Source organism: Pseudomonas sp. IT-232MI5, assembly GCF_949767845.1.
Classification (GTDB): Bacteria; Pseudomonadota; Gammaproteobacteria; order Pseudomonadales; family Pseudomonadaceae; genus Aquipseudomonas.
Genome location: NZ_CATKQE010000003.1, coordinates 242446 through 268165, shown reverse-complemented (window position 1 = coordinate 268165; position 25720 = coordinate 242446). Strand labels below are relative to the sequence as shown.

The following is a 25720-nucleotide window of genomic DNA, read 5'->3' as shown; positions in this document are numbered from 1 at the left end:
AATTGTGTGTATATCACTTAAGTTTTTCCCAGCCTTTCCCCCTTCGCCGAAAAAACCCGGGCCTTGATTATCAAGGCCTTTTTTTGCGCGGCTATATCGTGGGTATTAGTCCTTAGGCGCTGAACTTCACCCTCTATATAAAGGCGTTAATACCAACTTGAGAATGGCCTGAAACCCGCCCCTGGACTGAGATTGAGCACAACGGTCGAAGGCATCACCGACGACAGATCGGCGAGCCATCGAAGTCAACGAACGTTGTGACAGGTGCAAGGAATTACGATCATGAAAACTCAAGGCGTATGGTGCAAATCGGCAATCGCTCTGGCATTGATTCTCTCCCTTGGCCTCACCGGGTGCAGCAGCGGTGGTGGCGGTCATAAAAGCAGCTCCGGCAGTTCTGCGGCGGACGGTACCGCTGGCACTGGCGGTACGGGGGGCACCGGTGATACTGCGGGCACTGGCGGAACCGGGGGCACCGGTGATACTGCCGGGACTGGCGGAACCGGGGGCACCGGTGGCACCGGTGATACTGCCGGGACTGGCGGAACCGGTGGCACGGGTGGTACTGGCGGAACCGGTGGTACAGGTGGCACAGGAGGCACCGATCCGACCAATCCAACCAACCCGACAGATCCGACCGATCCCACCAACCCGACCAATCCAACCACCACCCCGTTGGTCACCACCACACTGGTGCAGGATGTCGGCACCACCGTGGCCGGTGTCGGCGATGGCGTCGGCCAGATCGGCGATTCCCTGAGCACCGTTCCTGTGGTCGGTGGCGTGGTCCAGAGTGCGGCCAACACCGCCGGCAATGTCGTCACTACGTTAGGTAATGGTGTGAGCAACGGCATCGGTAAACTGGCCACCGACCCTAACGGCCTGACCACCACCGTCGCTTCGGTCGGCGGCGTGGTCACCGATGTAGGCAACGGCGTCTCTGATCTCAGCGGCAAACTGGCAACGGCAACCGGCAGCGTGCCGGTGGTCGGCGGTGTGGTGACCAAAGTCGCACCGTTGCTTGATGGTGTCGGCGAGAAAGTCACCATGCTCGGCAATACCCTCGACACCACACTGACCAGCGGCCCGACCAGCCAACTGACCAACAAACTCGGCGGTAGTCTGGTGCCGGTGATTGCGATGGTCGAAAGCACCACGGACAAACTCGGCGCGACCACAGGTCTTGGCGATCCACTCAAAGGCGTGGTTGCGCAAGTCGGCGGCGCGGTGAACACCCTGGGCGGCAAGGTCACCGACGCGGGTAACGGCAATGCCTTGACCAACACACTCGGCGGCGCATTGAGCAATACCGGCACCGCGGTGGGCAAGGCCGGCGGTCTGGTGTCCAACGGCACCGGCGCGGGTACTGGCGGTGGAGTGGGTGGTGGCTTGGGCGGTGGCCTCGGCGGCACCGGTTTGCTGCAAACCGTTGGCGGTGCGGTGGTCAACGTTGGCGCAGGTTTGAATGCCGGGAATACCAATGGCGTCGTCAGCGCAGGTGGTGTTACCGCTGTCGGCCTGGGCAATACCGTGGCTTCGCTCAACACCGTGCTGGGCGGATCGGGCACCCCGATCACCGCGACAACTTCACCTCTGGCCACGGTCGGCGCCACCGTAGGCAATGGCCTGAACCCGGTCACCAGCGCTGTTACCAACGTGACTCAACAAGTCGGCGCGGCGACCGGTATCGGCTCACCTGTTGCAGGTCTCACCGGTCAGGTTGGCGGTGCGGTCAGCAGTATCGGCAACACCATTGCAGCGACCAATAACCCGGTCACCACCGCGGTCGGTGGTCTGGTCACCAACGTCGGCGGCACCGTCGCTGCCGTCGGCGGTCTGGTCAACGGCGGTACCAGCGGGGGTACCAGCGGGGGTACCACCGGTGGCGGTCTAGGCGGTGTACTCGGCGGTCTGACCGGCGCCTTGGGAGGCAACAAACGCTAAATTGCACCTGGCCGATTCGACGGCCTCACCTACAGCGCCTACGCTTGGTTGAGGGCGGAAGATTCCCACGAGTCTTCCGCTTTTTTCTTAGGAAAAAAACAGCTCTGCGCTGTGATCTGACCATGGAGTGTCCTATGCGCGTAATGGCATCCCTGCTGTTCCTCAGTCTCAGTTCCACCGCCCTCGCCGACACCCTGCCCAGTTTTCTCAACAGCAACGAAACCATCCGCAACCTGCCTGTGCCGAATCTGCCGGCCGACGCTTATCGTCCGAGCGCCACGCCCGTGCAAGTGCCGGACGCCGGTGCCGCCGCTGCGCAACCGCTGTTGATGGATACCAAGATCAATCTGCAAACCGTGCAGATCGAAGGCGGAACCCTCTACCCGCTCAACGAGCTCGCCGAAATCTATAAGCCCCTGATCGGCCACCAAGCCACGCTCGCCGACCTGATCGAAGCCACGCGAAACATCACTCGACGCTATCAGCAGGACGGTTACCTGCTGTCCTATGCGTTCTTGCCGCAGCAAAACTTCAATGATGGCGTCGCGCGCGTGGTGCTGGTGGAAGGCTACGTGCGAGATGTCCAGATCCAGGGCGATGTCGGCCGGGTCAAAGCGCTGCTCGACAAACTGGCGGCGAAGATCCAGGCCGAACGGCCGCTGACCCGCAAGACCTTCGAGCGCTACACCACGCTGATGACGCGCATCCCCGGCGTGACGATTCAGGCCCAGGTGCCACCACCGGGCACCACCGACGGCGCGACAACCCTGGTCGCCCAGGCCAGCCGCAAACCCTTCACCAGTACGCTGAGCACCACCGAAGACAACCGCAACGGCACCCAGGCTTTGCTCGGTGTCAGCAGCAACTCGCAAACCTCGATGGGCGAGCAACTGAGCCTCAGCGGTTTGTTCCCGCCGGGTGACGATCACGAACATTACTACCGCCTCGACTACAACCAGTTCCTCAATGACGAAGGCGCGCAACTGGCGCTGTCCGCATCACGCTACCGCGCCGATCCCAGTACCGAAGTCCTCATCGACGGCGGTGGTCGACTCAGCACCCATCGAGAAAACGACCGCTACTCCATCGGTTTCACTCTGCCGCTGATTGCCGCCTCCAACGAATTGCTGACCGCCGGCTCGCGCCTGTACGCAGTCGACGACAAGACTCGCTACAACGGCATCAACTTCCCGTTCAGCACCGAGTTCCGCACCGACGTACGCGCTCTGGCCTTCGAAGGCGACTGGCGCAAGGCCGATGCCCGGCAACTGCGCATTCTCAGTGGCGGCGTGTATCAGGGTTTCGACAGCCTGGGCGCGCATACCAACTACGACGACATCGACCTCGATTTCTTCCGCGTACGCCTGTCCGGGGTGCAGAGCAACAAGTTCCTCGACAACTGGCAAGGCGTGCTGTCGGCCGCGCTGTACTGGAGCGACGACACCCTGCCCGACAGCGAACGCGCGGTGTTCGGCGGGCAGAATTTCGGTCGCGGTTATCCCGACGATCAAGCGTCCGGCGACAAGGGCTGGGGCGTAGCGTACGAGGTCAACTACAGCTTCAACCGCGACGGCAACTGGGTGCGCATCCTGCAACCGTACGTGGTGCTCGACCGCTCGCGCAGCTGGTTCAACGAACTGCCGGTAAAGGCCAATAATCTGTCATCGGCAGCAATCGGACTACGCTTTGGCGACGCCAAGTACTACAACATTGCGCTGGAAGCGGCGAAGGCGATGTCGGATGAAGCGCTGGACACGTTCAATCGCAAGCCCAGGTACAGCATAAGTTTCAGCTACCAGTTGTAAGCTGAAATACCAAGGAGGCTTCGGCAGCGGCGGGTGGAATGTACAACCGGCAGAAATGGGTCGGATTGCAGGCCGCCTTCGCGAGCAGGCTCACTCCTACAGTTGGATTGAGTGCATTCAGTTAGAAATTGGTCGGCTGTCAGGCCGCCTTCGTAGGAACACCGCCCGGAGCAAGCTCGCTCCCACAAAAAAGCAAAAGCGACCCACGCCGCTCCTAAGCTTTTCACCACTCAACAGGATGAGCGTTAGCTCGGCTGCAGCTCTTGATCTTGATCCACGGGCGACGTCGGAAGGCTGAGTGGAGGGATTGATCCGAGGGTGGGAGCGTAGCGACCGTTTGGCGAAGCCAAACACAGCGAGAGGAGGTGCAGCGAAGCAAACCGTAGGCGCTGCCCCCGGATCGATCCCGGAGCGAAAGAACCCCGAGCCCCAGCGAGCGGGCCGCACGTAGGAGCAAGCCTTTTTGGTTACTTTTTCGGCGTCTGGAAAAAGTGACCCGCCGTAAGGGCGGAACCCTAATCAGCCACACCCGCAGCAACGGATAGGCCCCCCAATCACCCAGCCACATTCCTCGAAGGCTTGGGAAACAAATTATCCAGCGTTTCCAACAACCTGACGTAATAAATCGGCTTGCGAAAAAGATCCACCACCTGCAACCGCAACAGATCACTGACGTCTTCCATATCCGCATGCCCCGACATCACAATCACCGGCAAATGCTGCCGAGAAGTATGCTCACGCAACCGCTTGATCAACGACATCCCGGACTCCTCCGGCATACGCAAATCAGTAATCACCAGCGCGATATCGGGATGGCGAGTCAGATGATGCAACGCCAGCTTCACCGACGTCGCCGTATGGCAAGTAAACCCTTCCCCCTCCAGCAACTCCGCCAGCTCCAGCAACGCGTCCTCTTCATCGTCAACCAGAAGCAACTGTTGGCGCGGCAGCGAAGGAGCATTCATGGGCAATCCCTGAAAACTGAAAGTGAACCCGAGTGTAGCGCGGCATCAACCAGGCATCAGCTTCGTTCAGCTCAGGACGGCGGTGCGGGGGCCGTCACGGCAGTGCCGCCCAGTGCCACCAGCAAATTGTTGAACATCACCAGTACCCGGGCGCCAACGGGGGTGACGAAGACGATGACCACCACCGCCACCATCGCCACGACAATCGCATACTCGATTGCCGACGCTGCTTCAGTACTGGCAAAGAAGCCGCGGACACGCACTTTCAAATAATCAAAGAGCATCGCAATTCTCCTCGCCAGTCAGGGCCTGGTTACCGCTGTGCCACCCAGCCCGGTCAGAATGTTATTGAAGTAAGCCAACACCCGGTTACCCAGCGGAGTGACAAAAGCCACAACGACTACCGCAACCATCGCCACCACGATCGCATATTCGATCGCCGACGCGGCTTCTTCGTTTTTGACCAGCAAACGGACTCTGGCCATCAAATAATCGAGGATCATCCGACACATACGACTACTCCTTTGCGCCTTTGGCGCCAATGTCACGCTGCAGCGGCCAAGACCCACCGTGCCATTTGAGCATTGTCAACAAACCCCCGCCCAACAACTGTAAGAACGGATTAATCACAAAGGATTAATCACATCGCGAAGTTGCCGATTGCTGCAGTTAATTGGCCAAGACTCATACTTTCGTGAGTTATTTTCCTGTCAGTAATGGCGTTTTGGCTTGAATCAGCTAGCGTGGAAATAGCGAAATAGTTGCATGTTCATAGCTGCCGGATTGGGAACTTCTCTCGTTAGCAAGTGCGGTGGGTAGTGCAGCAGGAAAGGGAGAGCCGTCATGAACAGTCGCGTCACCATGGGCCTTGCAGCCATCCTGTTATTGGGAGCCATTTTTGTCGGTTACTGGGGACTGGTACTCAGTCGTCAACCAGCGCCCGTCGCCGCCGCCCCCGTCGCCCCAACTGTCACCGTTGAAAAAACTGTCGCGATCGCCGAAGACCAGACCCGCCAACCGGTAGTGGTGTTGCTGCACGATGTGCCGCCGTTCACCGCGCTGACGGCCGCCGATGTCACGGTGGAAAAACTGCGCAGTGCCCCGGCCGGCAGCTTGAGCAATGTCGATCAGGCCATCGGCCGTACACCTTGGCGGCACCTCAGCGCCGGCACCTGGCTGAATGATGAAAGCTTCAGCGCCGGCGGCTCACTGGCACGCATGATTCACCGCGATGAGCGCGCATTGACCGTGGCGGTCGACGAAGTGATCGGCGCGGCTGGACAACTGATCCCCGGCGATTACGTCGATGTCTTGCTCTACCTGCGCCAGGATTCCAGCAACCTCGAACAATCGGCGCAGATCGTTCTACCGGCCATGCGCGTGCTTGGGGTGGGTGATCAGTACGGCCTGACCAACGACGGCCAACCGGCATCGCCGGCCCTGAGCGCCGATGAAAAACTCAAACAGGATCAACGCCGCATCGCCGCGCGCACCGTAGTGCTGGCAGTGCCGGAACAACTGCTCAGTCGCCTGATGCTCGCCACACAAGCCGGCACCTTGCGCCTGGCCGTACGCAGCAGTGAAGAACAACGCCTGGCCAAGTACTGGGCCGGCGAAAATCAGTCCGCGGCCCATGTCGACACAGCTAACCGACAACTCTTCCAGTTCACCCAACTGGCCATGGGCGCGGCACCGAAAGCGCCCTCCAGCGGCGGCTCCGCTGGCGCTGCACGGCAGGCGGTGGAAATCATTCGCGGCAATCAGATCACCCAACAAAACCCATGACTGCGCAAGGATCCAAGGGCATGCAGAGTCGTTTCAGGCCGACATTCAAAACCATGCTGCGCGCCCTGCTACTGATGGGTCTGTCGATGGACGCTGCGTTCGCGGCGGTCGGCAACTGTTCGGCACTGGGGCGCATGCCGCCGGTGATCGAAATCGGCGAAGGGTTTCAACAGGACGTGCAGTCCCCGGTAGCGATCACCCGTCTGGCGATTGGCGATCCGAAAATCGCCGACGTACACGCCAACGGCAGCTCGTCCTTTCTGCTCACCGGTGTGGCGCCCGGCGCCACCAGCCTGATGGTCTGGACGTCGTGCTCAAGCGAGCCGCGCCAGAGCATGGTGTTCGTGCAGGGCGCCGCCACCGCTGCGTTGAGCAGCAGCCTGCCGTCGGATGATCCGAGCCTGCCGTCGCAAGTGCAGACCGACATCCGTTTCGTCGAAGTCAGCCGCACCAAACTCAAGGAAGCCACCGCCTCGCTGATCGGCACGCGCGGCAACTTTCTGTTCGGCTCGCCCGGCACCCTGCCCCCCATTGATGGCGTGCCGCAGCCACGTCTGCCGGTGGACAACTCACTGTTCAACTTTTCGTGGATCGGCGGCAAGACCATGGCGATCATCAATGCCCTGGAAACCAGCGGCTTCGCCTACACCCTCGCACGGCCGAGTCTGGTCGCGCTGAACGGTCAGAGCGCAAGCTTTCTGGCCGGCGGTGAAATACCGATTCCGGTACCCAGTTCCGGCAGCGACAGCGTGTCGATCGAATACAAGGAATTCGGCATCCGCCTGACTCTGACGCCGACCATCATCGGCCGTGATCGCATCGCGTTGAAGGTCGCTCCGGAAGTCAGCGAACTGGACTTCAGCAATGCGGTGCAAATTGCCGGCACCACCGTACCCGCCCTGACCATCCGCCGCACCGACACCAGCGTGTCACTGGGCGATGGCGAAAGCTTCGTCATCAGCGGCTTGATCAGCACCACCAACAGCTCGCAGGTGAACAAGTTTCCCGGCCTCGGCGACATCCCGGTGCTCGGCGCATTTTTCAAAGGCTCGCAGATCAAGCGCGAAGAGCGCGAACTGCTGATGATCGTCACCCCGCACCTGGTGCAGCCATTGGCCGCCGACGCCCAGCTGCCATCATTACCCGGGGAAAAACTGCGCAATTACGACCCGAATTTCTATCGCATGTTTTTTCTTGAAAACGGCAACTTCGACAAGCGCAGCGGGTTATCCCAATGAGCCAGAATCTGAGCCAGACCTTTCTCGCCATCACCCGCAACAGCACCGATCTGGAGTGGCTGCAAGGCGCGCTCGCGCCGCTCGGTCAGGTGGTCAGCGCCGGTGGCGGCAGTCTCGACGAATTGCTGGCACTGGTGGACGTGACCTTTGCCAGCCTGGTGTTCGTCGGCCTGGATCGCGAACACGTGGTCGCCCAGAGCGCATTGATCGAAGGCGCGCTGGAAGCCAAACCGATGCTGGCAATCGTGGCCCTTGGCGACGGCATGGACAATCAGTTGGTGCTCAATGCCATGCGCGCCGGCGCCCGAGATTTTGTCGCCTACGGTTCGCGCTCCAGTGAAGTCGCCGGGCTGGTGCGGCGCTTGAGCAAACGCCTGCCGCCCGTGGCACCGAACACGCAGTTGGGTGGCCTCACGGTCATGTATGGCGTGCAGAGCAGTTCCGACGGCGCACTGCTGGCCAACCACATGGCCTTGGTGGTGCAAAAGAGCGGTCAGCAAACCTTGTTGCTCGACCTCGGGTTGCCGCGCGGTGACAGCCTCGCCCTGCTCGGGCTGGAGAGCTCGTTTCACTTCGGCGATGCCTTGCGCCACTTGCGCAGGCTCGACGCCACGCTGATCGACAGTGCCTTCACCAGCGCCGAGGCCGGCCTGCGCATTCTCGCCTACGCCAGCAACGATGAACCGCTGGAAAACACCAGCGCCGCCGAGCTGTACATGTTGCTCAGCGCCTTGCGCCAGCACTTCCAGCACATCGTCGTGAACCTCACCGGGCAGACCGACAGCGAAGCCTTGCGCACCTTTGTCAGCCACTGCGACAAGTTGCTCTGGTACACCGATCAGAACGTGCTCAACTGCCGGCGCAACCTCGCCGTGCTCAATCTGTGGCGGGAAAAAGGCATGAAGCTCGACCACGGACGCCTGCTGATCGACCGCTACCTGAGCAACGTTGCGCCTAATTCGGAAACCCTCGGCAAAACCTTCAACCTGGAAGTGATCGCCACGCTGGCCCTCACCCCGGAAGTGCGCCTGAACGCCAAAAACCAAGGCGTCAGTCTGTTCGAACTGGCCCCACGGGAAAAACTCACCCAGAGCCTGCGCGCCCTCGGTGAAAGGTTAGCGAAACGTTCCGAGGGCCTGGCCAAGCCTAAAGTGACCTGGTTCGACCGCTTGCGAGGCACCTCATGAGCGCAGAAAAACTTTTCGGCGCGGCGCCCCGCAGTGGCGTCGGCAACAGCGATCACGAAGGCCTGAAACTGGTTCTGCATCGCTACATCATCGACGCCCTCGAAGAGTCCGGCAAAAATCTGCTGGAAGGTTCTCGTCAGCAACTCGCACAGTTCGTCACCGACAAAGTCGCCGAGTACATCGCGCGTTTGCACCTGGCGATTTCCCGCTACGAAATGGAACGGCTGGCCGAAGAGATCGTCGACGAGTTAACCGGTTTCGGCCCGCTGGAAGTGTTGCTGCGCGATCAGTCGGTGACCGAGATTCTGGTCAACGGCCCGCACCGGGTGTTCATCGAACGCGACGGTGTGCTGCACCAGAGTGACCTGCGGTTTATCGATGCGCATCACGTCGAACGCGTGATGCAGCGCATCCTCGCGCCACTCGGTCGGCGCCTCGACGAATCTTCGCCGATGGTCGATGCGCGCCTGCCGGATGGCAGTCGGGTCAACGCGATCATTCCGCCGATAGCCCTCGATGGACCATGCCTGTCGATCCGTAAATTTCGCAAGGACATGCTCAAGAGCAGCGACCTGATGGCGATGCAAACCATCGACCTGTCGATCTTCGAGTTTTTCCAGGATGCCGTCGGCAAGCGCTGCAACATCCTGATCAGCGGCGGCACCGGCACCGGCAAAACCACGCTGCTGAATATTCTCAGCCAGTTGATCAACCCGCACGAACGTCTGGTGACCATCGAAGACGTCGCCGAATTGCAGCTCGGTCACCCGCATGTGGTGCGCCTGGAAACCCGGCCACCGAACGCCGAAGGCCACGGTGAAGTGAAGGCCAGCGACCTGATCCGCAACGCCCTGCGGATGCGCCCCGACCGGATCATTCTCGGCGAGATTCGTGGCGTCGAAGTGGTCGACGTATTGACCGCAATGAACACCGGTCACGACGGCTCGATGAGCACCGTGCACGCCAACAACGCCCAGGATGCCCTGCTGCGCCTGGAAACACTGGTCGGCCTGACGGGCCGTTCCATCGCCGAACGCACCCTGCGCCAGATGATCTGCGCTGCCCTCGACGTGATCATTCAGTTGACGCGCATGCCTGACGGGCGCCGCTGCGTCAGTGAAGTGGTGGAAGTGGTCGGTATTCGCGAAGACGTCTACGTCACCAACACCCTGTTCCGCCTCGACCGCCGCACGGGCTTCGGCTTCCTGCGCGAAGCGGTCAATCCGGCCGGCGACAAGCTACGCCACGAGACGCATCTGGGCTGACGGCAAGGAGCACCGAGCATGCTGGGACCGATCATTCTCATCGTTATCTGCCTGACGCTGCTGGGGCTGTCGATTCGCCTGTTTTTGCAGGGGCTGCGCAAGACCGCAACGGAAAAAGTCCTCAATCGACTGGCCGCCGGGCAACCGCAACTGGCTACCGAAAAACCGGTGTGGGTTGGCCTGGAACGGATGTTTCTGCGCGCAGGGCTGGGCCGCCCGACCGAGCGTTTCGGCCTGTGGCTGAGTCTGTGGGCGCTGGCGATGGCACTGGGTTATTTTCTCGCCGACTGGATCGGCCTGCTGCTGATGATCTTCATTCCGCCCCTGGCGTTACGGCTGTACATCGCCGTGCTCTACCAGCGCCGGGTCAAACGGATGATCGAGCAACTGCCACAGTTGCTTGATCACACCGTGCGTAGCCTGAAGTCCGGGCGCACCCTGAGTGACGCGGTCATGGGCGGCATCGAAGCCAGTGAAGATCCGCTGAAAAAAGCCATGGGCCGGGTCCAGCGCAACGTGCAATTAGGCGTGAACTTGCCGGATGCCGTCAGCGACTTTGCCGAACTCTATGAACAGGACGAACTGCGCATGTTTGCCCTCGGACTGAAGGTCAATCATCGCTACGGCGGCAATGCCAGCGAACTGCTGGAGAACCTGATCAAACTGATCCGCGAACGCGATCAGGGCGCCCGGCAACTGCGCGCCCTGACCGGCGAAACACGCATGACCGCGTGGGTGCTCGGCTCATTGCCGTTGCTGCTGGTGAGTTACTTCATGCTGACTAACCCTGGCTACATGCTCGGGATGTGGAACGACGCGAGCGGGCAGCACATGCTGATCAGCGCCGCCGTGTTGCAAGTGTTCGGAAGCCTGGCGCTGTGGCGCATGTTGCGGAGTGTTTGACATGGTCTGGCTCGCGGCTCTGATGTTGCTGCTTGGCGCCTTGATGCTGGTGATCAATCACCTGCTGGTGGAGCGCCGTCGAGTGCGCCAGGTCAACCAGCGCCTGCAAGGACAACTGGTGCGCGAGAACCGCTTCGGCAGCTGGTTGCGCGCATTGGGCAGCAGTAAGTTCGGGCAACGCTCGGTGAGCATCGACAGCGAAACCCAGACCCTGCTCAACCGTATCGGCTGGCGCCGCGCCAACGAGCGAGCGCTGTTCGCGGCCTGCCAGATCGGCACGCCGTTGCTGACACTGGGCCTGGCGATCTTTCTGCAAGAAGTGTTTTTCCCCCAGGCCAGCAACCGCTGGATCGTGCCGATGCTCGCCACCGGCGGCGGCTATCTGCTGCCCAAACGTCTGCTGGCTTACGCAGCGACGCGGCGGCAGAAAACCATTGCCGTGGAGGTGTCGACCTTCATTCCGCTGCTGCGCATCCTTTTCGAATCCGGCATGGCCGTCGAACAAGCCCTGCGGGTACTCAGCATTGAAGCGCAAAAACTGCTGCCGGAACTGACCAGCGAACTGCGCCTGATTCTGGCCCGTGTCGACAGCGGCCTGGAACTTGGCCAGGAGTTGAACAAAGCGGCGGTGATGCTCGCCGTAGATGAATTCAGCGACACCTGCGTGATCCTCCAGCAACTGATTCAACAGGGTGGCGGCGCGATGAAGTCGCTGCTGGCGCTCAAGCAACTGCTGGATGACCGCCGCCTGACGCGCCTGCAGGAATACATCTCGAAAATGTCGGCGAAGATGTCTGTAGTGATGATGCTGTTTCTGTTTCCGGCACTGCTGATCGTCCTCGCCGGCCCGGGCTTCACCGCCATTGCCCGGGCGTTTGCCAACTGACCTTGCTCATGGAGAGCGTTTGATGAAAGTACTGATAGTCATGGCAAGTCTGTTGCTGCTCGGCGGTTGCGCCACCGACGGCCAGGCACCGTGGACGGCGCTGCTGTCACCGAGCAGTTGCAGCAAAATGACCCAGGAGCAGGAGCTGGCCCTGAACCTCGCGGACGACCTCGCCAACGACGGCAAACTGCACGCCAGCCTGGCCAACCTGCAAAGCCTGCCGGACAACATCAGCGAAGTGCGCCTGCGCAAAGCCAAGGTCTATCGCTTGCTCGGCCGCAGCGAAGCCGAGCCGCTGTACCGCGGCCTGCTCGGCGGCTGCCTGACCGCCGAAGCCGAACACGGCCTCGGCCAACTCTACGCCGCCCGTGGCGACAACGGCCAGGCCCAGGCCCACCTGCAACGCGCCGCCCGCCTGGCGCCCACCGACGAAAAAATCCGCAACGACTTGGGCGTGGTCTATCTCAACCAACTGCGCCTGAACGACGCCCGTTTCGAATTCCTCACCGCGATCGAACTCAAGCAGAACAACCAACTGGCGACGCTGAACATGGTCACCCTGTTGCTGTACCAGAACGACTGGCCACAAGCTGCCGAAATCATCAGCCGCGCGAAACTGACCCCGGAACAATTCACCGAAGCCCAGCAACGCGCAGAAAAACTCAAAGCCCCGGTCAAGGCCAAACCGGCCACCAGCAATCAAGTGGCCGCCGTCGCTGACCCGTTGCCGTCATCGCTCAAGTAAGGAGACAGCCATGCATCCCTTCAAAGGCCTGTGCTACCTGACCCTGCTCAGCCTGCCCCTCAGCGCCGCCGCCATCGACGCCGGCCCCGCCTCGGCGCAACAACAGGAGACCGAAGGCTGGCTGGTCCTGCAAAGCCGCAACAAAGCCGCCTCACCCAAGCCACAAACGGCGACCGCGACCGAACGGGATCTGGCGATGCAGCGGTGGCTGAAGAAGTACAAATATGAGATTCCGGATTTTTATGATCCGGATGCGGGCGGGAAGATCGAGAGCAAGAATTAGTGATGGGGTGACCCTTGCGAGCGCTTTCGCGAGCAGGCTCGCTCCCACCTTTTGAAATACACTCCACCTGTGGGAGCCTGCTCGCGAAGAACGATGACACGGTGTGCCTGCCGGATCAGGCCTGCGGATCCAACCGATCCAGCGCCCGGTTTACCGCCAGCTCGGCCAGCATGACGATCTGCTGAATCGCCAGCGCGGTATTGCGCTCGGGCCGGCCGAGCTGATCGGCAAAGTTACCCGCCAGGGTGTTGGCCGAAGCCAGGGATTCGCAGGCATGGGCGAGCAGGCTTTCCGTATCGATTTTCGGATGGATGAGAAACATCGTGCTGGCTTGGCGGGGTTTTTCAGGTTCGGGGCAGAGGTAGAAATCGAGAGCGCGTTTGATGGCTTCGCGGTTCTTGACGAGGTCGTCGGCGCGGATGGCATCTTCGAGCGGGGTGGCGGGTTCGTGGGGTGGGTCGGGGATCAGTTTGTCCATTGAAACAACTCCAAAGTCTTTGCCGCCACCCACTGCCATTCTCACGGGGCAAAAGGTGGCAGCTGTATGCGGGGTGAGAATACCGGTTATGGACACCCGGCCAGACCGAAGTCTGCCCGCACACAGCCGCCATGACACATTGCAGACAGCAGACAAGCTGGCGGCGATTATGCGTGCACAGAAACTGGATGACCATAAATTGCCGGGTTCTCACACCCGATCGCTGAGTGTTCAGCGACAGCCAGAGACTAGAGAGCGCACGTCCGACGGACAACCTGAAAACCGTGTGGGAAGGTTCCGGTTATCTGCAACAAATTTAAACAGCCAAAAGCCAACCCTCACCCTAGCCCTCTCCCAGAGGGCGAGGGGACTGACCGAGTTGTCTGTGGAGAGCTACGCCGGCGTGAAAGACCGAGTCGAACTCAGATTATGAAACAGATCAAAAGCCCCTCACCCTAGCCCTCTCCCAGAGGGAGAGGGGACTGACCGGGGTGTTTGGTAGAGCTACGCCGACGTGAAATACCGAGTCGAATTCAGACTCTGAAACAGATCAAAAGCCCCTCACCCTAGCCCTCTCCCAGAGGGAGAGGGGACTGACCGGGGTGTTTGGTAGAGGTACGCCGACGTGAAAGACCGAGTCGAATTCAGATTCTGAAACAGATCAAAAGCCCCTCACCCTAGCCTTCTCCCTGAGGGAGAGGGGACTGACCGAGGTGTTTGGGAGAGCTACGCCGACGTGAAATTCCGAGTCGAATTCAGATTCTGAAACAGATCAAAAGCCCCTCACCCTAGCCCTCTCCCAGAGGGAGAGGGGACTGATCGAGGTGTTTGGGAGAGCTACGCCGACGTGAAAGACCGAGTCGAATTCAGACTCTAAAACAGATCAAAAGCCCCTCACCCGCTCCTAACCACTCAACAGGATGAGCGTTAGCTCGGCTGCAGCTTTTGATCTGCTGGCCCCTTCGGCAGGCTGAGTGGAGGGATTTATCCGGGGGTGGGAGCGCAGCGACCGTTTGGCGAAGCCAAACACATCGAGAGGAGGTGCAGCGAAGCAAACCGTAGGCGATGCCCCCCGGATAGATCCCGGAACGAAGGAACCCGAGCCACGGCGAGGGCCGAACGCCGGGGCCCAGCCTTTTGGTTACTTTTTGGCGTCTGAAAAAGTGACCCGCCGTAAGGGCGGAACCGCCAGCCGCAACACCCAAAAAAACGGATATACACACCAAACCCCAAGAACCTGGTCGGCCCACAGGCCGCCAAGTCAATGCGCCGTAACCCTCTGCCGCGCAGCAGAAGCACTCGGCGACAAAGCCAGAGCCAACTGCGTCCGATTATGCATATGCGTCAACCGCAACACCTGCGAAACATAAAGCTTCACCGTGTTCTCGGTAATCCCCAACTCACAGGCAATCTGATAATTGGTCTGCCCCTTGCCCACCAACCGCGCCACATCCAATTGCCGCGGCGACAACTGATTGAAAATCGCCGGCATCTCCTGCGCCTCAGCCTCAGCAGACTCACCACCCAATCCATCGCGAGCCACCGACGAAGGACTACGCCGTACCTTGTCCAGATCCTGATAAAGGTCATCAATCGACTCAGACAGATACTGCAACTTCTGATTCAAATGCCCCAGTTGCAGATTCTTCTGCCGTTCCTGCAGAGCCGCCTCCTGTCGCCGCACACCTTCGAGCAATTCATCCAGATCAATCGGCTTCTGATAGTAATCAGCAATCCCGGCACGCAACGCCTTGATCACATCCTGCTTGTCGGCACGCCCGGTGAGCATGATCGCCTCAAAAGCCCGATGCTTGCCCGCCAGTCGCTGCAACGCCTGAATCAACTGAATGCCATCCATGTCCGGCATGTGCAGATCACTCAGCACCAGACCGATTTCCGCGTCCTCAGTGAAACGCTCGATCGCCTGCAGACTCGATTCGCACGGCACACAGCGATAACCGCTACTTTCAAGAAACTCGCACAGCTCCTCAACAATCAACGGCTGATCGTCGACCACGAGGACTTTTACCGCAGACGTAAGCTTGTTCACGTGCTACTCCATGTGCCAGGCCAAAGCTGACCATTCCTGTACTGCCAGCCTTTGGCTGTATAACCAGTTCCTTTGAAAGTAGACGTACTTTCCGACTATGTACATAGGACTAGTGGCGCTTGGCGACTAGTGGATCCAAAGCATGACAAACACGGCCCCCACCAACACGAACGGTGCAAATGGCAGCTTTTTTGACTTATCTGGCGCCAGATATCGCAGACGATCTCTAAGCCCTTGACTCATATGGAGCCAGACTCTTGGCGCCAGCAGCAGCCAGACCACACTGGCAAACCCTGCGCCAATAAACACGCCAAGAATGAACAGACCGTCCGTCGCAAGGCCCAAAGCTGTCATTAATTTCACATCGCCGGCACCCATCCGGCCCATGAAAAAACCCGGAAGGGTCAGCGCCAGAGCGATCAGGCAAGCCCAACCGCCCTGCCCCGCATCAGCGCCCAGCCAAGTGCTGCCGGTCCACAGCAGCCAGATCAGCGCCAGCGCGGCGACGCCGAAGGTCAGCCCATTGGCGATGCGTCGCTGGCGGGCGTCTTGCGCCGCGCACAGCCCCAGCCAGATCAAGAGGACAAAACTGTACATCGGGTAAAAACCGTCCATTTTTGCGGAATGATTCTATGCTGATACTACGCAGTGACAGTCAGGGTAGACGCACTCATGAAAACCGGCTTTCGGAAGTCGCAAAAAGGTGCGGTGGCGATCGAGTTCGCCTTGGTGTTCATCATCTTTTTCGCCGTGTTCTACGGTCTGGTCAGCTACAGCCTGCCGTTGGTGATGATGCAATCGTTCAATCAGGCCACGTCCGAAGCGGTACGCCGCAGTGTCGCGGTCGACCCCAACACGCCCGACTATTCAACGGTCGTGCTTAACACCGCGAATGCCACGCTGACCCAGCAATTGTCCTGGATTCCGCCGGTCTTCAACCTGGTGGTCGGCGTTGATACCAGCAGCCAATACAGCGCGTCAGGCCTGCTGACGGTGCGAGTGGATTATCCAGTCAGCAAGTTGAATCAGGTCATGCCGTTTCTGGTGCTTCCGGTCGTTGGCACAGTGCCCAGTCTGCCCACCTATCTGACCGCCAAATCGAGTCTGCAATTTTGACGTCGGGGGACAAACTGTTCGGGCGCTTGCTCAAACGCACACCGCCCGCCGCCCATGAGTTGCCCGACCCTCTCGGCTCACCCGCAACAGGCTTGCACCTGTACCTGAACGATGACGGTGGCGTGCTGCAAATGGCTGGGCCGTTGCGGCATCTGCTGGCGCAGTTCAAGCCTCACGATCACCCTTTACCGCTGAGCACCTACCTGCTGCCGCACAGCACACTGGCCATCGAAGGTCGACCAAGGGAATGGCAGGGGCTGCTGCTTGATCTCGACTTCTTCGGTCTGGGCGAGCAAACCGTGCACCTGCGTGGCTGGGTGCAGCCGCAGGGCGAAGGCTGGCTGATGCAGTTGATCGATATCGCCGACTTGCTGCTCGAACGTCAACAATCGCGTCAGCGGGATGCCTGCCAATTGATTGCCGGGCAGATCAGCGAACAGTTACGCGCGTGCAGCCAGTTGCGTTTGCCAGTGATCGTCAGCGAACAATTGCAACTGATCGCCCAGCGCTGGCATATCCCTTGTGTGGCCCTGGCTTTGCTCGATGACGAGCAACAGGGTTGGCAAATCTATCGCCAGTATCGCGCTCACGATGCGCCGAATCTGTGGCATGACCAGCAGCGTCTGGGCACGCCGCTGGACAGCCTGAACGGTGTCGCGCCACAGCGTGTCGGCGCACACCATGGCCTCGACGAACACTCGCGGGTGCAAGTCCTGTTCGGCAATGCCGAAGGTTTCGCGGTGCCGTATAGCGATGAACGCGGCGTGGTGGCTTGGCTGCTCTGCGGTTTTTACTCCGTGGACAGCGCCGCGCCGTACCTGACCGAGCGCGACTGGATCGCACTGGTCGGTGCACTGGCCGGGCCTTTACTGGGGCGTTTGCGTGAACAGCAACATCACCTGCAACTGGAACGCATCGAAGCGCTGCAAACCCTGCTGGGCACCGGCTGGTGGGAGATCCTTGCAGGCGACAACAACATTCAATTGGCGCCTGCGCTGGCCGCAGCCCTGAAGGTGAACCCTGGCGGATTATCGCTGGAAGACTGGCTGAGGCAAATCCATCCCGCCGACCGTGAAGAGCTGCGCAGCCGTCTGCAAGCCTTGCAGCAACAGGGCGAAGCCCTGACGCTTTCGGTGCGTCTGAGCAGCGATGATCCCGCGCAGGCACCCCTGTGGTATCGCGTGCAGGGCCAAGTGATTGGCAGCGGCGAGTACCGCCGGTTGGTCGGTTTCATGCTCGATATCAGCGACATTCAGAACCAGCACCAACGAGCCGCTGCCGCACATGCACGGCTCGACAATCTGATCGCCAGTTCGCCCGCAGTAATTTACGTCCAGCAGTACCACGAAGGTGCACTGATTCCGGCGTTCTTCAGTGCCAGCCTGCAGCCGTTGCTGGGCTGGAGCCTTGATGATTGCGGGAACGGGGCCTTGGTCGAAATGATCCACCCCGAAGACCGTGACCTGTATTTCGCCCGCAGTCGCCAGCTGTTGCGCGAAGGTTCAGTGCGCGCGCGTTATCGGCTGCGCGATCGTCACGGTGAATATCACTGGCTGCTTGATGAAGCCAAGTTGCTGCGCAATGACCTGGGCCTGCCCGTGGAAGCAGTCGGTCTGTGGCTGGACGTCACCGAGGCGACCCTGGCGGCCGAGCAGGTGAAAAAGAGCGAAGAGCGCTATCGGATTCTGGTGGAGGACTCGCCAGCGATGATCTGTCGTTATCGCCCGGACCTAATCCTGACTTTCGGCAACCGGCCGCTGGCGAGGTATCTGGAATGCACGCCGGAGCAACTGCCGGGGGTCGATCTAGGCAGTTGGATGTCCGAGGAACAACGCGCCGCATTCGTCCAGCGTCTCGGATCACTGACGGCGGAGCAGCCGGTGAGCACCGCAGAAATCAGCCTGCAACTGCCCGGCCGCGAACACGCCTGGTGGGTCTGGTCCGATCGCGGTGTATTCGATGAACACGGCCAATTGATCGAAGTGCAAGCGGTGGGCCGCGACAACACCGAGGTGCGCCGCTCGCAGCAGCAACTCACGCAAAGCGCGAAAATGGCCACCCTCGGCGAAATGGCCACCGGCCTGGCCCATGAAATCAATCAGCCGCTGAACGTCATGCGCATGGCCATCGTCAACGTGCTCAAGCGTCTGGGCAACGGCGATGTGCAGGTCGACTACCTGACCGACAAACTCAACCGCATCGACGCGCAGGTGCAGCGTGCGGCGAAAGTGGTCGATCACATGCGCGTATTCGGCCGGCGCTCGGAGATCGAGCAGCAACTGTTCAACCCCGCCTCGGCCATTGAAGGCACGCTGTCGCTGCTGGCCGAGGGCATGCGCGGCAAAGGCGTGGATTTGCGCATCAGCGAGACCGGGTTCGAGGTCCAGGTGCGCGGCTACGTCGATCAGCTTGAACAGGTGTTGATCAATCTGATGGTCAATGCGCGCGACGCGTTGCTGAGCAAACGCGAGAAGGATTCATCCTTCAAACCGTGGATTTCGATCTATGCCGAACGCGATGAACAGTGCGTGCGGTTGTGGGTCGAGGACAACGGTGGCGGTATCGATCCACGCTTGCTGGAGCGGATCTTCGAGCCGTTTTTCACCACCAAACCGATCGGCGTCGGCACCGGTCTGGGATTGTCTGTGAGCTACGGCATCATCGACAACATGGGTGGCCGGTTGAGCGTGCGCAACTCGGTGGAGGGCGCACGGTTCTGCATCGAATTGCCGGTTGCCGTGGACGCCTAGATCACCAGATAGGCCTTGCCGGTCTGGCCGCAGGTCATGTTGGCGCCGACATCGACGTCCATCAGATTGATGCCCAGACCTTTGAGCAGGTTGTTCAGCAGCGGGTCGAGCAATGGGCTGACCAGATTGGTCACCACTGGCAGTAACTTGCTGGTGACATCGCTGATCAACGAGGCGACGCCGGTAACAACGGCACCCAATGGATTACTGCCCTGGGGTTTGTAGACGATCAGGTTGATGCCGGCGAGGGTGTTCGACAGGCTGCCGACGATGTTGTTGGTGGGTGCGGCTGACTGAATGCTTGGGGGCAATTTGAGGTTGGCCGGGGTGGCGAATGGCGTGGCGCTGGAGAAGACCAGATCCTGAGTGTTTTGCGCGACGCTGGTGTCGAGCATGATGCCGATGCCTCCCGCGCCGAAAGGGACATGGGTGGCAGGATCACAGGTGCCGAGCAGCAGGATTTTGTGACAGGTGACGATCCCCAGATCGATCAGCGCCAAGGGCGCCACCGTGGGTTCGGCCGCCGAAGAGAAGGCATTGGTCGGATCGATCTTGCCGAGTTTCAAATCAGCGATGGACGTGATGGTATGCGCGGTCAGGCTCTTGGTGCCGGTGGTGCCCGTCGGACAGCTGTAATCGGTGACATAACTCTTGGCGCCACCGGCATCCAGACTGATGTCGATTTGCGGTGATGGCAGCAATTGTGGATCAAGTTGCTCACAACCGGCGCCCAACAGACACAGGACTGAATTGAGCGTACTGACCAGATTCAGACTCAGTAGTGCATTGAGGGTCGGGGTCAAGCCACCGACCAGCCCCAGCACGGCATTGGTCAGCCCGGTGACGCCGCTGAGCACCGGCAGACTGACTGACACCAATGTGCGCACCTGCGCCGTACGCACATAAATCCGGTCCGCCCCGGTCGGGTTGACCTTGGCCCGCGCCGGATCGCCAATCGCAGAAAACTGCGGCGGTTCGATCACTTTCACCCGCACCGTGACATTCGCCAGCCCGAGCACGCTGATCGGCAATGTCGCCGCCACCGCACTCTTGCTGTTGGCCAGTTGCACCACGCCCTGAATCAGTTGCAGCAGTTGCAGATTGGCGTCCAGCCCTGCCGCCGTGGTGCCAGTCTGCAGTTGCAGGATGTCGCCGAGTTTGACCGGCGCGGCATTGATTGCCGCGACCTGCAATTGGCCCAGTGCAGTGATCACCTGGGCGGTCGCGCCATTGAGCTGCACCACCGTCGCCGCCGCCTGAATCAGTTGCGTCACGGTCGCCTGGGTGTTGAGCAACTGCGTGTAATTGCCGGCCGCGACGTTGAGATTGATCGCCAGTTGATCAAGGTATTTGAGCAAGTTGATGTCGGTGTTCAGCAGGCCATCCCAGCCCAGAGCCGTGAGATTGACGTTACCGCCCAATAATCCGGAAAACAGTGGATTGAGGATGTTCGACTGCGCCGTATCGATGCTGGCCAGGGTGCTGCGAATATTCAACTGGGCCACCGTCGGCTGCGGTTTGGCGGCCACCGCCGAGGCATTGAGCGTGGTATTGAGACTGACCGGTGTGCCGCTGAACAAGGCCTGTACGCCACCGGCAAAACTGCTGGTCACCGTGCGACTGGCGACGACTTTGACCGCTGCCGCTTGCGTGGCATCCACTGCGAACGTGCGCAGGCCGGTGGCGGCCGTCACCAAGGTGCCGCATGTGGTGGCGAGGGTGTTGCTGGCATCGACGAGGTAGCCATTGCGCACCGCGCTTTGCCCGGCATAACTGGCGGCGCTCAGGCCCGGCAGGCAATTACCGCCACGGCTGACGGCTTCGAGGGCGGCGTTGTCGACCACGCGCTGCAATTTGCGTTGTTCCATGTACAGGCGACCGGTGTCGACCACCAACAGCAGCATCACCACCGCCAGACTGAGGGTGGCCGCCGCCATCAAGCCAATCGCCCCGCGCTGCCGGGCCGGGCTGTTGAATCGCGAACGAGGCGACATGGCGCACTCCTTTGCCGCTAGCTCCATTGGTGCAACTGAGTGTAGACGCGCAATCCCCGGTAGGAGCTGCCGCAGGCTGCGATCTTTTGATCTTGGCCTCGAAAAAGCAAAATCAAAAGATCGCAGCCTTCGGCAGCTCCTACAGGGGTTCGTCGCAGGGCAAAAAATGGGAGCTCAAGAGCTCCCGCTTTTCCTGAACGGATTCAGCGCGGTGGATAGTTGACCAGAATCCGCCCGACCGTCTCGCGGATGGCATTGCTGCGATCCTGCGGATTAGGCTTGCTGGCGAGCATCTGCTCATCACTGCCGCGCCACACCAGTTTGCCGTCCTTGCCGTCGAGCAGGTCGATCTGGATGGTCGCGACCTTGTAGGTGATGTTGCGCGTTTCGTTGTACATCGGTGCGCCCCAGTAGCCGTTCCACGGGCCACCCCAACCGCCGCCGTAGTTGGTCGTTACTTGCTGCTGACGATCCTCGACGATCAAGTAGGTCTGCACACTCAAGTCACCCTTGGCCCCCGCCGCTGCCGGGCGCAAGCCACGCTGATCGAGCTGGTCGGCGACGGCCTGGCGGATGCGTTGCTCGGTCAGGTCGCTTTTGATTCGTGGATCATCGGGGCGATATTGCAGGGCGGGGTCTTTCCAGCTCCAGCTGCGATAGGCGGCAAAGTCGCGGCTGGCATCGAAGTCGTGGTTGACCTGGTTGGCGGCGCAGGCGGTGAGCAGCGCGGCCATGGCCAGTAGAACGAGACGGCGGAACATGGTTTTTCTCCGGTTGAAGACATGAACCTGCGGCAGCTTCTGATTGGCAGGAAGCTAACCGGGAGGATACGCCGACATGGCCTTTTCCACAGCCTCGCGGATCGAATCGGTGCGATCGATTTCGCTGCCCTTGTTCGCGGTTTCAGCACTGGCGCTCCACACCGGTTGCCCCGTGCCGGCATCGAACAGATCTACTTGCACCACCACAACCTGCTCCGAATACGTGCGTACGATCGGCACCGTGTTGTACATGCCATAACCGCGACCATATCGATCATAGCCGCCGTATCCGCCGCCGTAATAACCGTAGTCGTCCTGGACCTGACGCAAGCGGGTTTCCAAACGCAGATTGGCGCTTACCAACAAGTCGGCCGGGCGCTTGTCGTGCAGCGGGCGCAAACCGCGCTGATCGAGGGCATTGCTCACCGCCTCGGCCACTTGCGCCGAATCGGCCCACGCCGTACCCGGCGGCAATTGCCCATTGAGCCAGGCCCAACTGCGATAGCGTCCGTAGTCACGCGGCGGCGCCGGGTACGCGCTGCGGTCGAAGGTGGCGGCGGCCTGGGGCGGTGCAGGCGGCAAGGGCCGCGATTGCGCCACGTACGGGTTGCTGCTTTGGCAGGCAGCCAACCCCAGACAGATCAGCAATAACCCGGATTGAGCTTTCATGTCGCGCTCCGATCAGATCGGCCGGCAGATCCAGTGCAAGTAGCGCCCAAGCCCGGCGAAGCTTGGGTGACGGCGGTGAGCGAGTTCCATCTCGAGCAAATCCGCGAGTTCGGCGCGGGCCTGGAACTCCACCGGCATGTAGTCGTGGAAAACGCGAATCCCGCTCTGGGTTTCGACCTGCCACAGGCCGTCGAGTTGCGTTGCCAATTCCCGTGGGTCCAGCGGTTGTTGCGGGGTCAGGCTCTGCTTTTCCCCGGCCATGCTGTTCTTGCGCATTTTCTTGAAATGGCCTTTGAGCAGGTTGCGGTAGATCAGCGCATCACGGTTGTAGAACGCCAGCGACAACCAGCCACCAGACTTGGTCAACTGATGCAGCACCGGCAGGATCGCGTGGGGTTCGGCGAGCCATTCCAGCACGGCGTGGCAGATCACCAGATCGTACGGTTCAGTAAGTTGCCCGAGCAGTTCCTGCCATGGCGCCTGAATGAACGTCGCGGTTTGCCCGGCTTCAGCGAAACGCTGGCGCGCGCCTTCGAGCATCGGTGCGGCCGGCTCGGTGAAGGTCACATCGTGACCGCGTTCAGCCAGCCACAGCGACATGTGGCCAAGGCCGCCGCCAATGTCGAGCACCCGCAACGGACGACCCGGCAATGCCTCGATAAGATCGGCCTGCAACACCGCGAGGCGAATCGCGCCTTTGGCGCCGCCATAGATTTTTTCGGCGAACCGCGTCGCCAACTGATCGAAATGCCGGTCGCTCATCAGCTGAACCGCCGTTCGCTGTCGGCGAGCTTGGCGCGCACCACTTCATTCATGTCCAACCCCAATTCGCTGCACAGCAGCAACAGATACAGCACGATATCGCCGACTTCCTGCCCGGCGTGGGCGAGTTTGTCCGCCGGCAACTGGCGCGACTGGTCTTCCGTCAGCCACTGGAAGATTTCCACCAGTTCAGACATCTCGACACTGGCCGCCATGGCCAGATTTTTCGGGCTGTGAAATTGCCGCCAGTCATTGCGGTCGCGAATGGCGTGCAGGCGTTCGGTCAGTTCAACAAGGTTCATCGGGCTCTCCTGAAGGCGTATAGCTTCGGGGGGATACCCACCAAAGGCAAGCGGCGCAGGTGATCTGATGTGGGAGCGAGCCTGCTCGCGAATACGGTGTGTCATTCAACCCATCAGTTATCTGATCCACCGTATTCGCGAGCAGGCTCGCTCCCACACAGAATGGGTGCAAACCTTCTATCATGCAGGGAACTCGGCCACCTGCGTTGTGGCCCAAGGCTCAGCTCTTTCATCAGGATGCACACATGCAGGTAGAAAGCTTTTTCGAATGGCTCGGCCAGGCGCTCGGTTCGGTCATCCGCTTTATCGTCGACGGCCTCAGTGGCTTGTTCAACATTCTGAGCAATGCCGGCGGCAACTTTGTCGACGGGCTGGCCAAAACCCTGGGCATGGACACCTCGATCATCAGCATCATCGCGCTGATTGTCGGGTTGATGCTGTTGTGGTCGGCGATTCGGGCGTTCATGAATGCCTCGATCATTGCCGGGATCATCTGGTTGTTGCTGGGGTTGTGGCTATTGAGCTGGATTATTCATTGATCCTGTAAAAGCCCCCTCATATCAGGGGGCTGATCAAATAAAGGATCAATCAATTCAAAGCTGGCAGCACTCAGCTCCCGGATTCTTCGGGCCTGGCTTCTACGGTGTAATGAATATCGATGTCCTCATGTGCGTGAATAACAATTGGAGCGGTGCTGGAATAGGCAAGCAGGCTGTCTCTGAGTATCAGATCGTAAGTCTTGGCATCACGACCGCATTGCAGTCGCTGTGTAGTCAGTTCATAGGGTTTATCGATCTTGTAATAACCCTCCGGAATCGCCTCCAGATCACCGAAAAACAGATTGCCCCCCATTCCGCAGTCTGTCCAAAGATTGCATTCTCCAATAACGGTGATCCTGGCCTGAATCCGTACGACCAGCGTTTGCGCGTCGTCGCGCCTCGGCAGCCAGAAAACATGTTTCCGATCAGGGGCTTTTATCCGGATATTCTCCGGGCGTTCGGAATAGTCCCTGTCGCGCAAAGTTTCCTGAGACACAGGTTCGTGGATGATGTTTCGCTCGTTTTCCATTTCGTTTCCTTACAGCCTGATCATTAGTAAACACAGGCCAATTCAATCCATTAATGTTCCGGACATGCGCCGCAGCGAAATACCCGGCGGTTTTTTTGTTCAACAACCGCTCAACCGCTAATCGCCGCGCGCTTTTTTTCAATCGCGTACGAAATATCAATATGCTCGTGCGCATGAATAACAATGGGTTGTCTGCTCGAATAATCGAACGTGTTATCCGTGAGCACTAACGACACCGTTTCTTCGTGGGTGACCGGGCATCCCTTTCTTGTCGACAGGGTAATCGGCAAATCAAGTCGGAAATATCCCAGCGACTCTTTGTGAAGTCTGCCTGGCAATATAGTCGTCACGTTGCAATCAACGCTTCTTGTTATCTCAGCCTTGATGAGGACCTCAAGGGATGCTTCATCGCTGCGCTTTTTCAGCCAGATAATGTGCTTGCGATAGGGGGCGCTGACTATCGAGTTCTCTGCGCTTTCGAAAAAACCGGTGGAACGAAGCGCCGTCACAACGGCGTTGACGATGCCAGAGATGATGCTTTCAGAGTGATCCATTGCGCCTTCCAGTAATTTGTTTGACTGCTTGAGGGCGATTGAACCCCGTGTGCAAATCTGGTGTGCGGTACATAGATATACGCGGCATGTTTTTGAGCTGGGCGCATAACCCGATGTGTCGTCGGGGAGCGCCATTGCCGCCCGACGCAGATTTCGGGTGCGGTAAATCCGCGGTGCATCGCTACAATGTCCGCTTCCCCAAGGAGCCTG

The 25720-nt window shown here is 60.0% G+C and carries 26 protein-coding genes; 13 read left to right on the top strand and 13 right to left on the bottom strand.

Going from position 1 to position 25720, the window contains the following annotated elements; genetic code table 11:
- Window positions 1-282 precede the first annotated feature (282 nt).
- The gene (locus ACM6JQ_RS03795) at window positions 283-1944 is read left to right on the top strand and encodes a collagen-like triple helix repeat-containing protein (RefSeq protein ID WP_414893250.1); all 1662 of its coding nucleotides are present in this window, start codon (window positions 283-285) and stop codon (window positions 1942-1944) included.
- 134 nt (window positions 1945-2078) lie between these two features.
- Complete coding sequence (locus ACM6JQ_RS03790; RefSeq protein ID WP_123376374.1) at window positions 2079-3749, top strand: ShlB/FhaC/HecB family hemolysin secretion/activation protein; 1671 nt, start codon at window positions 2079-2081, stop codon at window positions 3747-3749.
- A gap of 554 nt (window positions 3750-4303) precedes the next feature.
- Here the strand turns inward: ACM6JQ_RS03790 and ACM6JQ_RS03785 are convergent.
- The 3 genes from ACM6JQ_RS03785 to ACM6JQ_RS03775 all read right to left on the bottom strand — a co-directional run bounded on the left by ACM6JQ_RS03785 (window position 4304) and on the right by ACM6JQ_RS03775 (window position 5226).
- Window positions 4304-4714: a response regulator gene (locus ACM6JQ_RS03785; protein ID WP_007914653.1), complete on the bottom strand. Its 411-nt coding sequence runs from the start codon at window positions 4712-4714 to the stop codon at window positions 4304-4306.
- Between the two features lie 71 nt (window positions 4715-4785).
- Window positions 4786-4998 (bottom strand): Flp family type IVb pilin, encoded by a 213-nt coding sequence (locus ACM6JQ_RS03780; protein WP_007914651.1) that lies wholly within the window; start codon window positions 4996-4998, stop codon window positions 4786-4788.
- Between the two features lie 18 nt (window positions 4999-5016).
- A complete protein-coding gene (locus ACM6JQ_RS03775; protein WP_007914649.1) occupies window positions 5017-5226 on the bottom strand; it encodes a Flp family type IVb pilin in 210 nt (69 codons plus the stop codon).
- A 331-nt stretch (window positions 5227-5557) separates the two neighbouring features.
- On the opposite strand from ACM6JQ_RS03775, the gene cpaB reads away from it, so the two are divergent.
- From cpaB to ACM6JQ_RS03735, 8 genes are read left to right on the top strand one after another with little or no spacing between them, the layout of a single operon-like run.
- Window positions 5558-6499 carry a Flp pilus assembly protein CpaB gene (cpaB, locus tag ACM6JQ_RS03770; protein WP_414893249.1) on the top strand — a complete coding sequence of 314 codons (942 nt, stop codon included), beginning with the start codon at window positions 5558-5560 and terminating at the stop codon, window positions 6497-6499.
- A 20-nt stretch (window positions 6500-6519) separates the two neighbouring features.
- On the top strand, window positions 6520-7737 hold the full coding sequence (locus ACM6JQ_RS03765) for a type II and III secretion system protein family protein (RefSeq protein WP_414893248.1): 1218 nt from the start codon (window positions 6520-6522) through the stop codon (window positions 7735-7737).
- Window positions 7734-8924, top strand: a complete 1191-nt coding sequence (locus tag ACM6JQ_RS03760; protein ID WP_007914643.1) for an AAA family ATPase — start codon at window positions 7734-7736, stop codon at window positions 8922-8924. The genes ACM6JQ_RS03765 and ACM6JQ_RS03760 overlap by 4 nt, the downstream gene beginning before the upstream one ends.
- A complete protein-coding gene (locus ACM6JQ_RS03755) occupies window positions 8921-10189 on the top strand; it encodes a CpaF family protein (RefSeq protein ID WP_095114393.1) in 1269 nt (422 codons plus the stop codon). Before ACM6JQ_RS03760 ends, ACM6JQ_RS03755 begins: the two co-directional genes overlap by 4 nt.
- Before the next feature lie 18 nt (window positions 10190-10207).
- Window positions 10208-11092, top strand: a complete 885-nt coding sequence (locus ACM6JQ_RS03750) for a type II secretion system F family protein (RefSeq protein ID WP_414893247.1) — start codon at window positions 10208-10210, stop codon at window positions 11090-11092.
- 1 nt (window position 11093) lies between these two features.
- On the top strand, window positions 11094-11978 hold the full coding sequence (locus ACM6JQ_RS03745) for a type II secretion system F family protein (protein WP_007914637.1): 885 nt from the start codon (window positions 11094-11096) through the stop codon (window positions 11976-11978).
- A gap of 22 nt (window positions 11979-12000) precedes the next feature.
- Window positions 12001-12723 (top strand): tetratricopeptide repeat protein, encoded by a 723-nt coding sequence (locus ACM6JQ_RS03740; protein WP_007914636.1) that lies wholly within the window; start codon window positions 12001-12003, stop codon window positions 12721-12723.
- Window positions 12724-12733: 10 nt separating this feature from the next.
- On the top strand, window positions 12734-13006 hold the full coding sequence (locus tag ACM6JQ_RS03735) for a DUF3613 domain-containing protein (RefSeq protein WP_034154790.1): 273 nt from the start codon (window positions 12734-12736) through the stop codon (window positions 13004-13006).
- A gap of 115 nt (window positions 13007-13121) precedes the next feature.
- Here ACM6JQ_RS03735 and ACM6JQ_RS03730 read toward each other — a convergent pair whose 3' ends face one another.
- The 3 genes from ACM6JQ_RS03730 to ACM6JQ_RS03720 form a co-directional block, all read right to left on the bottom strand.
- Window positions 13122-13484, bottom strand: coding sequence for a DUF6124 family protein (locus ACM6JQ_RS03730; RefSeq protein ID WP_414893246.1), 363 nt, complete (start codon window positions 13482-13484; stop codon window positions 13122-13124).
- 1261 nt (window positions 13485-14745) lie between these two features.
- Complete coding sequence (locus ACM6JQ_RS03725; protein ID WP_007914633.1) at window positions 14746-15534, bottom strand: response regulator transcription factor; 789 nt, start codon at window positions 15532-15534, stop codon at window positions 14746-14748.
- A 126-nt stretch (window positions 15535-15660) separates the two neighbouring features.
- Window positions 15661-16131 carry a prepilin peptidase gene (locus tag ACM6JQ_RS03720; protein WP_176472353.1) on the bottom strand — a complete coding sequence of 157 codons (471 nt, stop codon included), beginning with the start codon at window positions 16129-16131 and terminating at the stop codon, window positions 15661-15663.
- A gap of 75 nt (window positions 16132-16206) precedes the next feature.
- On the opposite strand from ACM6JQ_RS03720, the gene ACM6JQ_RS03715 reads away from it, so the two are divergent.
- Window positions 16207-16650: a TadE/TadG family type IV pilus assembly protein gene (locus tag ACM6JQ_RS03715; RefSeq protein ID WP_414893245.1), complete on the top strand. Its 444-nt coding sequence runs from the start codon at window positions 16207-16209 to the stop codon at window positions 16648-16650.
- Window positions 16647-19400, top strand: a complete 2754-nt coding sequence (locus tag ACM6JQ_RS03710; protein WP_095113550.1) for a PAS domain-containing sensor histidine kinase — start codon at window positions 16647-16649, stop codon at window positions 19398-19400. Before ACM6JQ_RS03715 ends, ACM6JQ_RS03710 begins: the two co-directional genes overlap by 4 nt.
- On the opposite strand, the gene ACM6JQ_RS03705 is transcribed toward ACM6JQ_RS03710, so the two are convergent.
- The 5 genes from ACM6JQ_RS03705 to ACM6JQ_RS03685 form a co-directional block, all read right to left on the bottom strand.
- Window positions 19397-21394, bottom strand: coding sequence for a pilus assembly protein TadG-related protein (locus ACM6JQ_RS03705; protein ID WP_007914629.1), 1998 nt, complete (start codon window positions 21392-21394; stop codon window positions 19397-19399). The two genes, ACM6JQ_RS03710 and ACM6JQ_RS03705, sit on opposite strands and share 4 nt — an antisense overlap.
- A 203-nt stretch (window positions 21395-21597) precedes the next feature.
- Window positions 21598-22155 (bottom strand): DUF4136 domain-containing protein, encoded by a 558-nt coding sequence (locus ACM6JQ_RS03700; protein ID WP_414893243.1) that lies wholly within the window; start codon window positions 22153-22155, stop codon window positions 21598-21600.
- Window positions 22156-22209: 54 nt separating this feature from the next.
- Window positions 22210-22824: a DUF4136 domain-containing protein gene (locus ACM6JQ_RS03695; RefSeq protein WP_007914627.1), complete on the bottom strand. Its 615-nt coding sequence runs from the start codon at window positions 22822-22824 to the stop codon at window positions 22210-22212.
- A 12-nt stretch (window positions 22825-22836) separates the two neighbouring features.
- Window positions 22837-23586 (bottom strand): methyltransferase, encoded by a 750-nt coding sequence (locus ACM6JQ_RS03690; RefSeq protein ID WP_007914626.1) that lies wholly within the window; start codon window positions 23584-23586, stop codon window positions 22837-22839.
- A complete protein-coding gene (locus ACM6JQ_RS03685; RefSeq protein WP_007914625.1) occupies window positions 23586-23888 on the bottom strand; it encodes a MazG-like family protein in 303 nt (100 codons plus the stop codon). Before ACM6JQ_RS03685 ends, ACM6JQ_RS03690 begins: the two co-directional genes overlap by 1 nt.
- A gap of 245 nt (window positions 23889-24133) precedes the next feature.
- On the opposite strand from ACM6JQ_RS03685, the gene ACM6JQ_RS03680 reads away from it, so the two are divergent.
- The gene (locus tag ACM6JQ_RS03680; protein ID WP_007914623.1) at window positions 24134-24427 is read left to right on the top strand and encodes a hypothetical protein; all 294 of its coding nucleotides are present in this window, start codon (window positions 24134-24136) and stop codon (window positions 24425-24427) included.
- A 70-nt stretch (window positions 24428-24497) separates the two neighbouring features.
- On the opposite strand, the gene ACM6JQ_RS03675 is transcribed toward ACM6JQ_RS03680, so the two are convergent.
- On the bottom strand, window positions 24498-24956 hold the full coding sequence (locus ACM6JQ_RS03675; RefSeq protein WP_095113548.1) for an ecotin family protein: 459 nt from the start codon (window positions 24954-24956) through the stop codon (window positions 24498-24500).
- A 110-nt stretch (window positions 24957-25066) separates the two neighbouring features.
- The gene (locus tag ACM6JQ_RS03670) at window positions 25067-25510 is read right to left on the bottom strand and encodes an ecotin family protein (protein ID WP_414893242.1); all 444 of its coding nucleotides are present in this window, start codon (window positions 25508-25510) and stop codon (window positions 25067-25069) included.
- Window positions 25511-25720 lie beyond the last annotated feature (210 nt).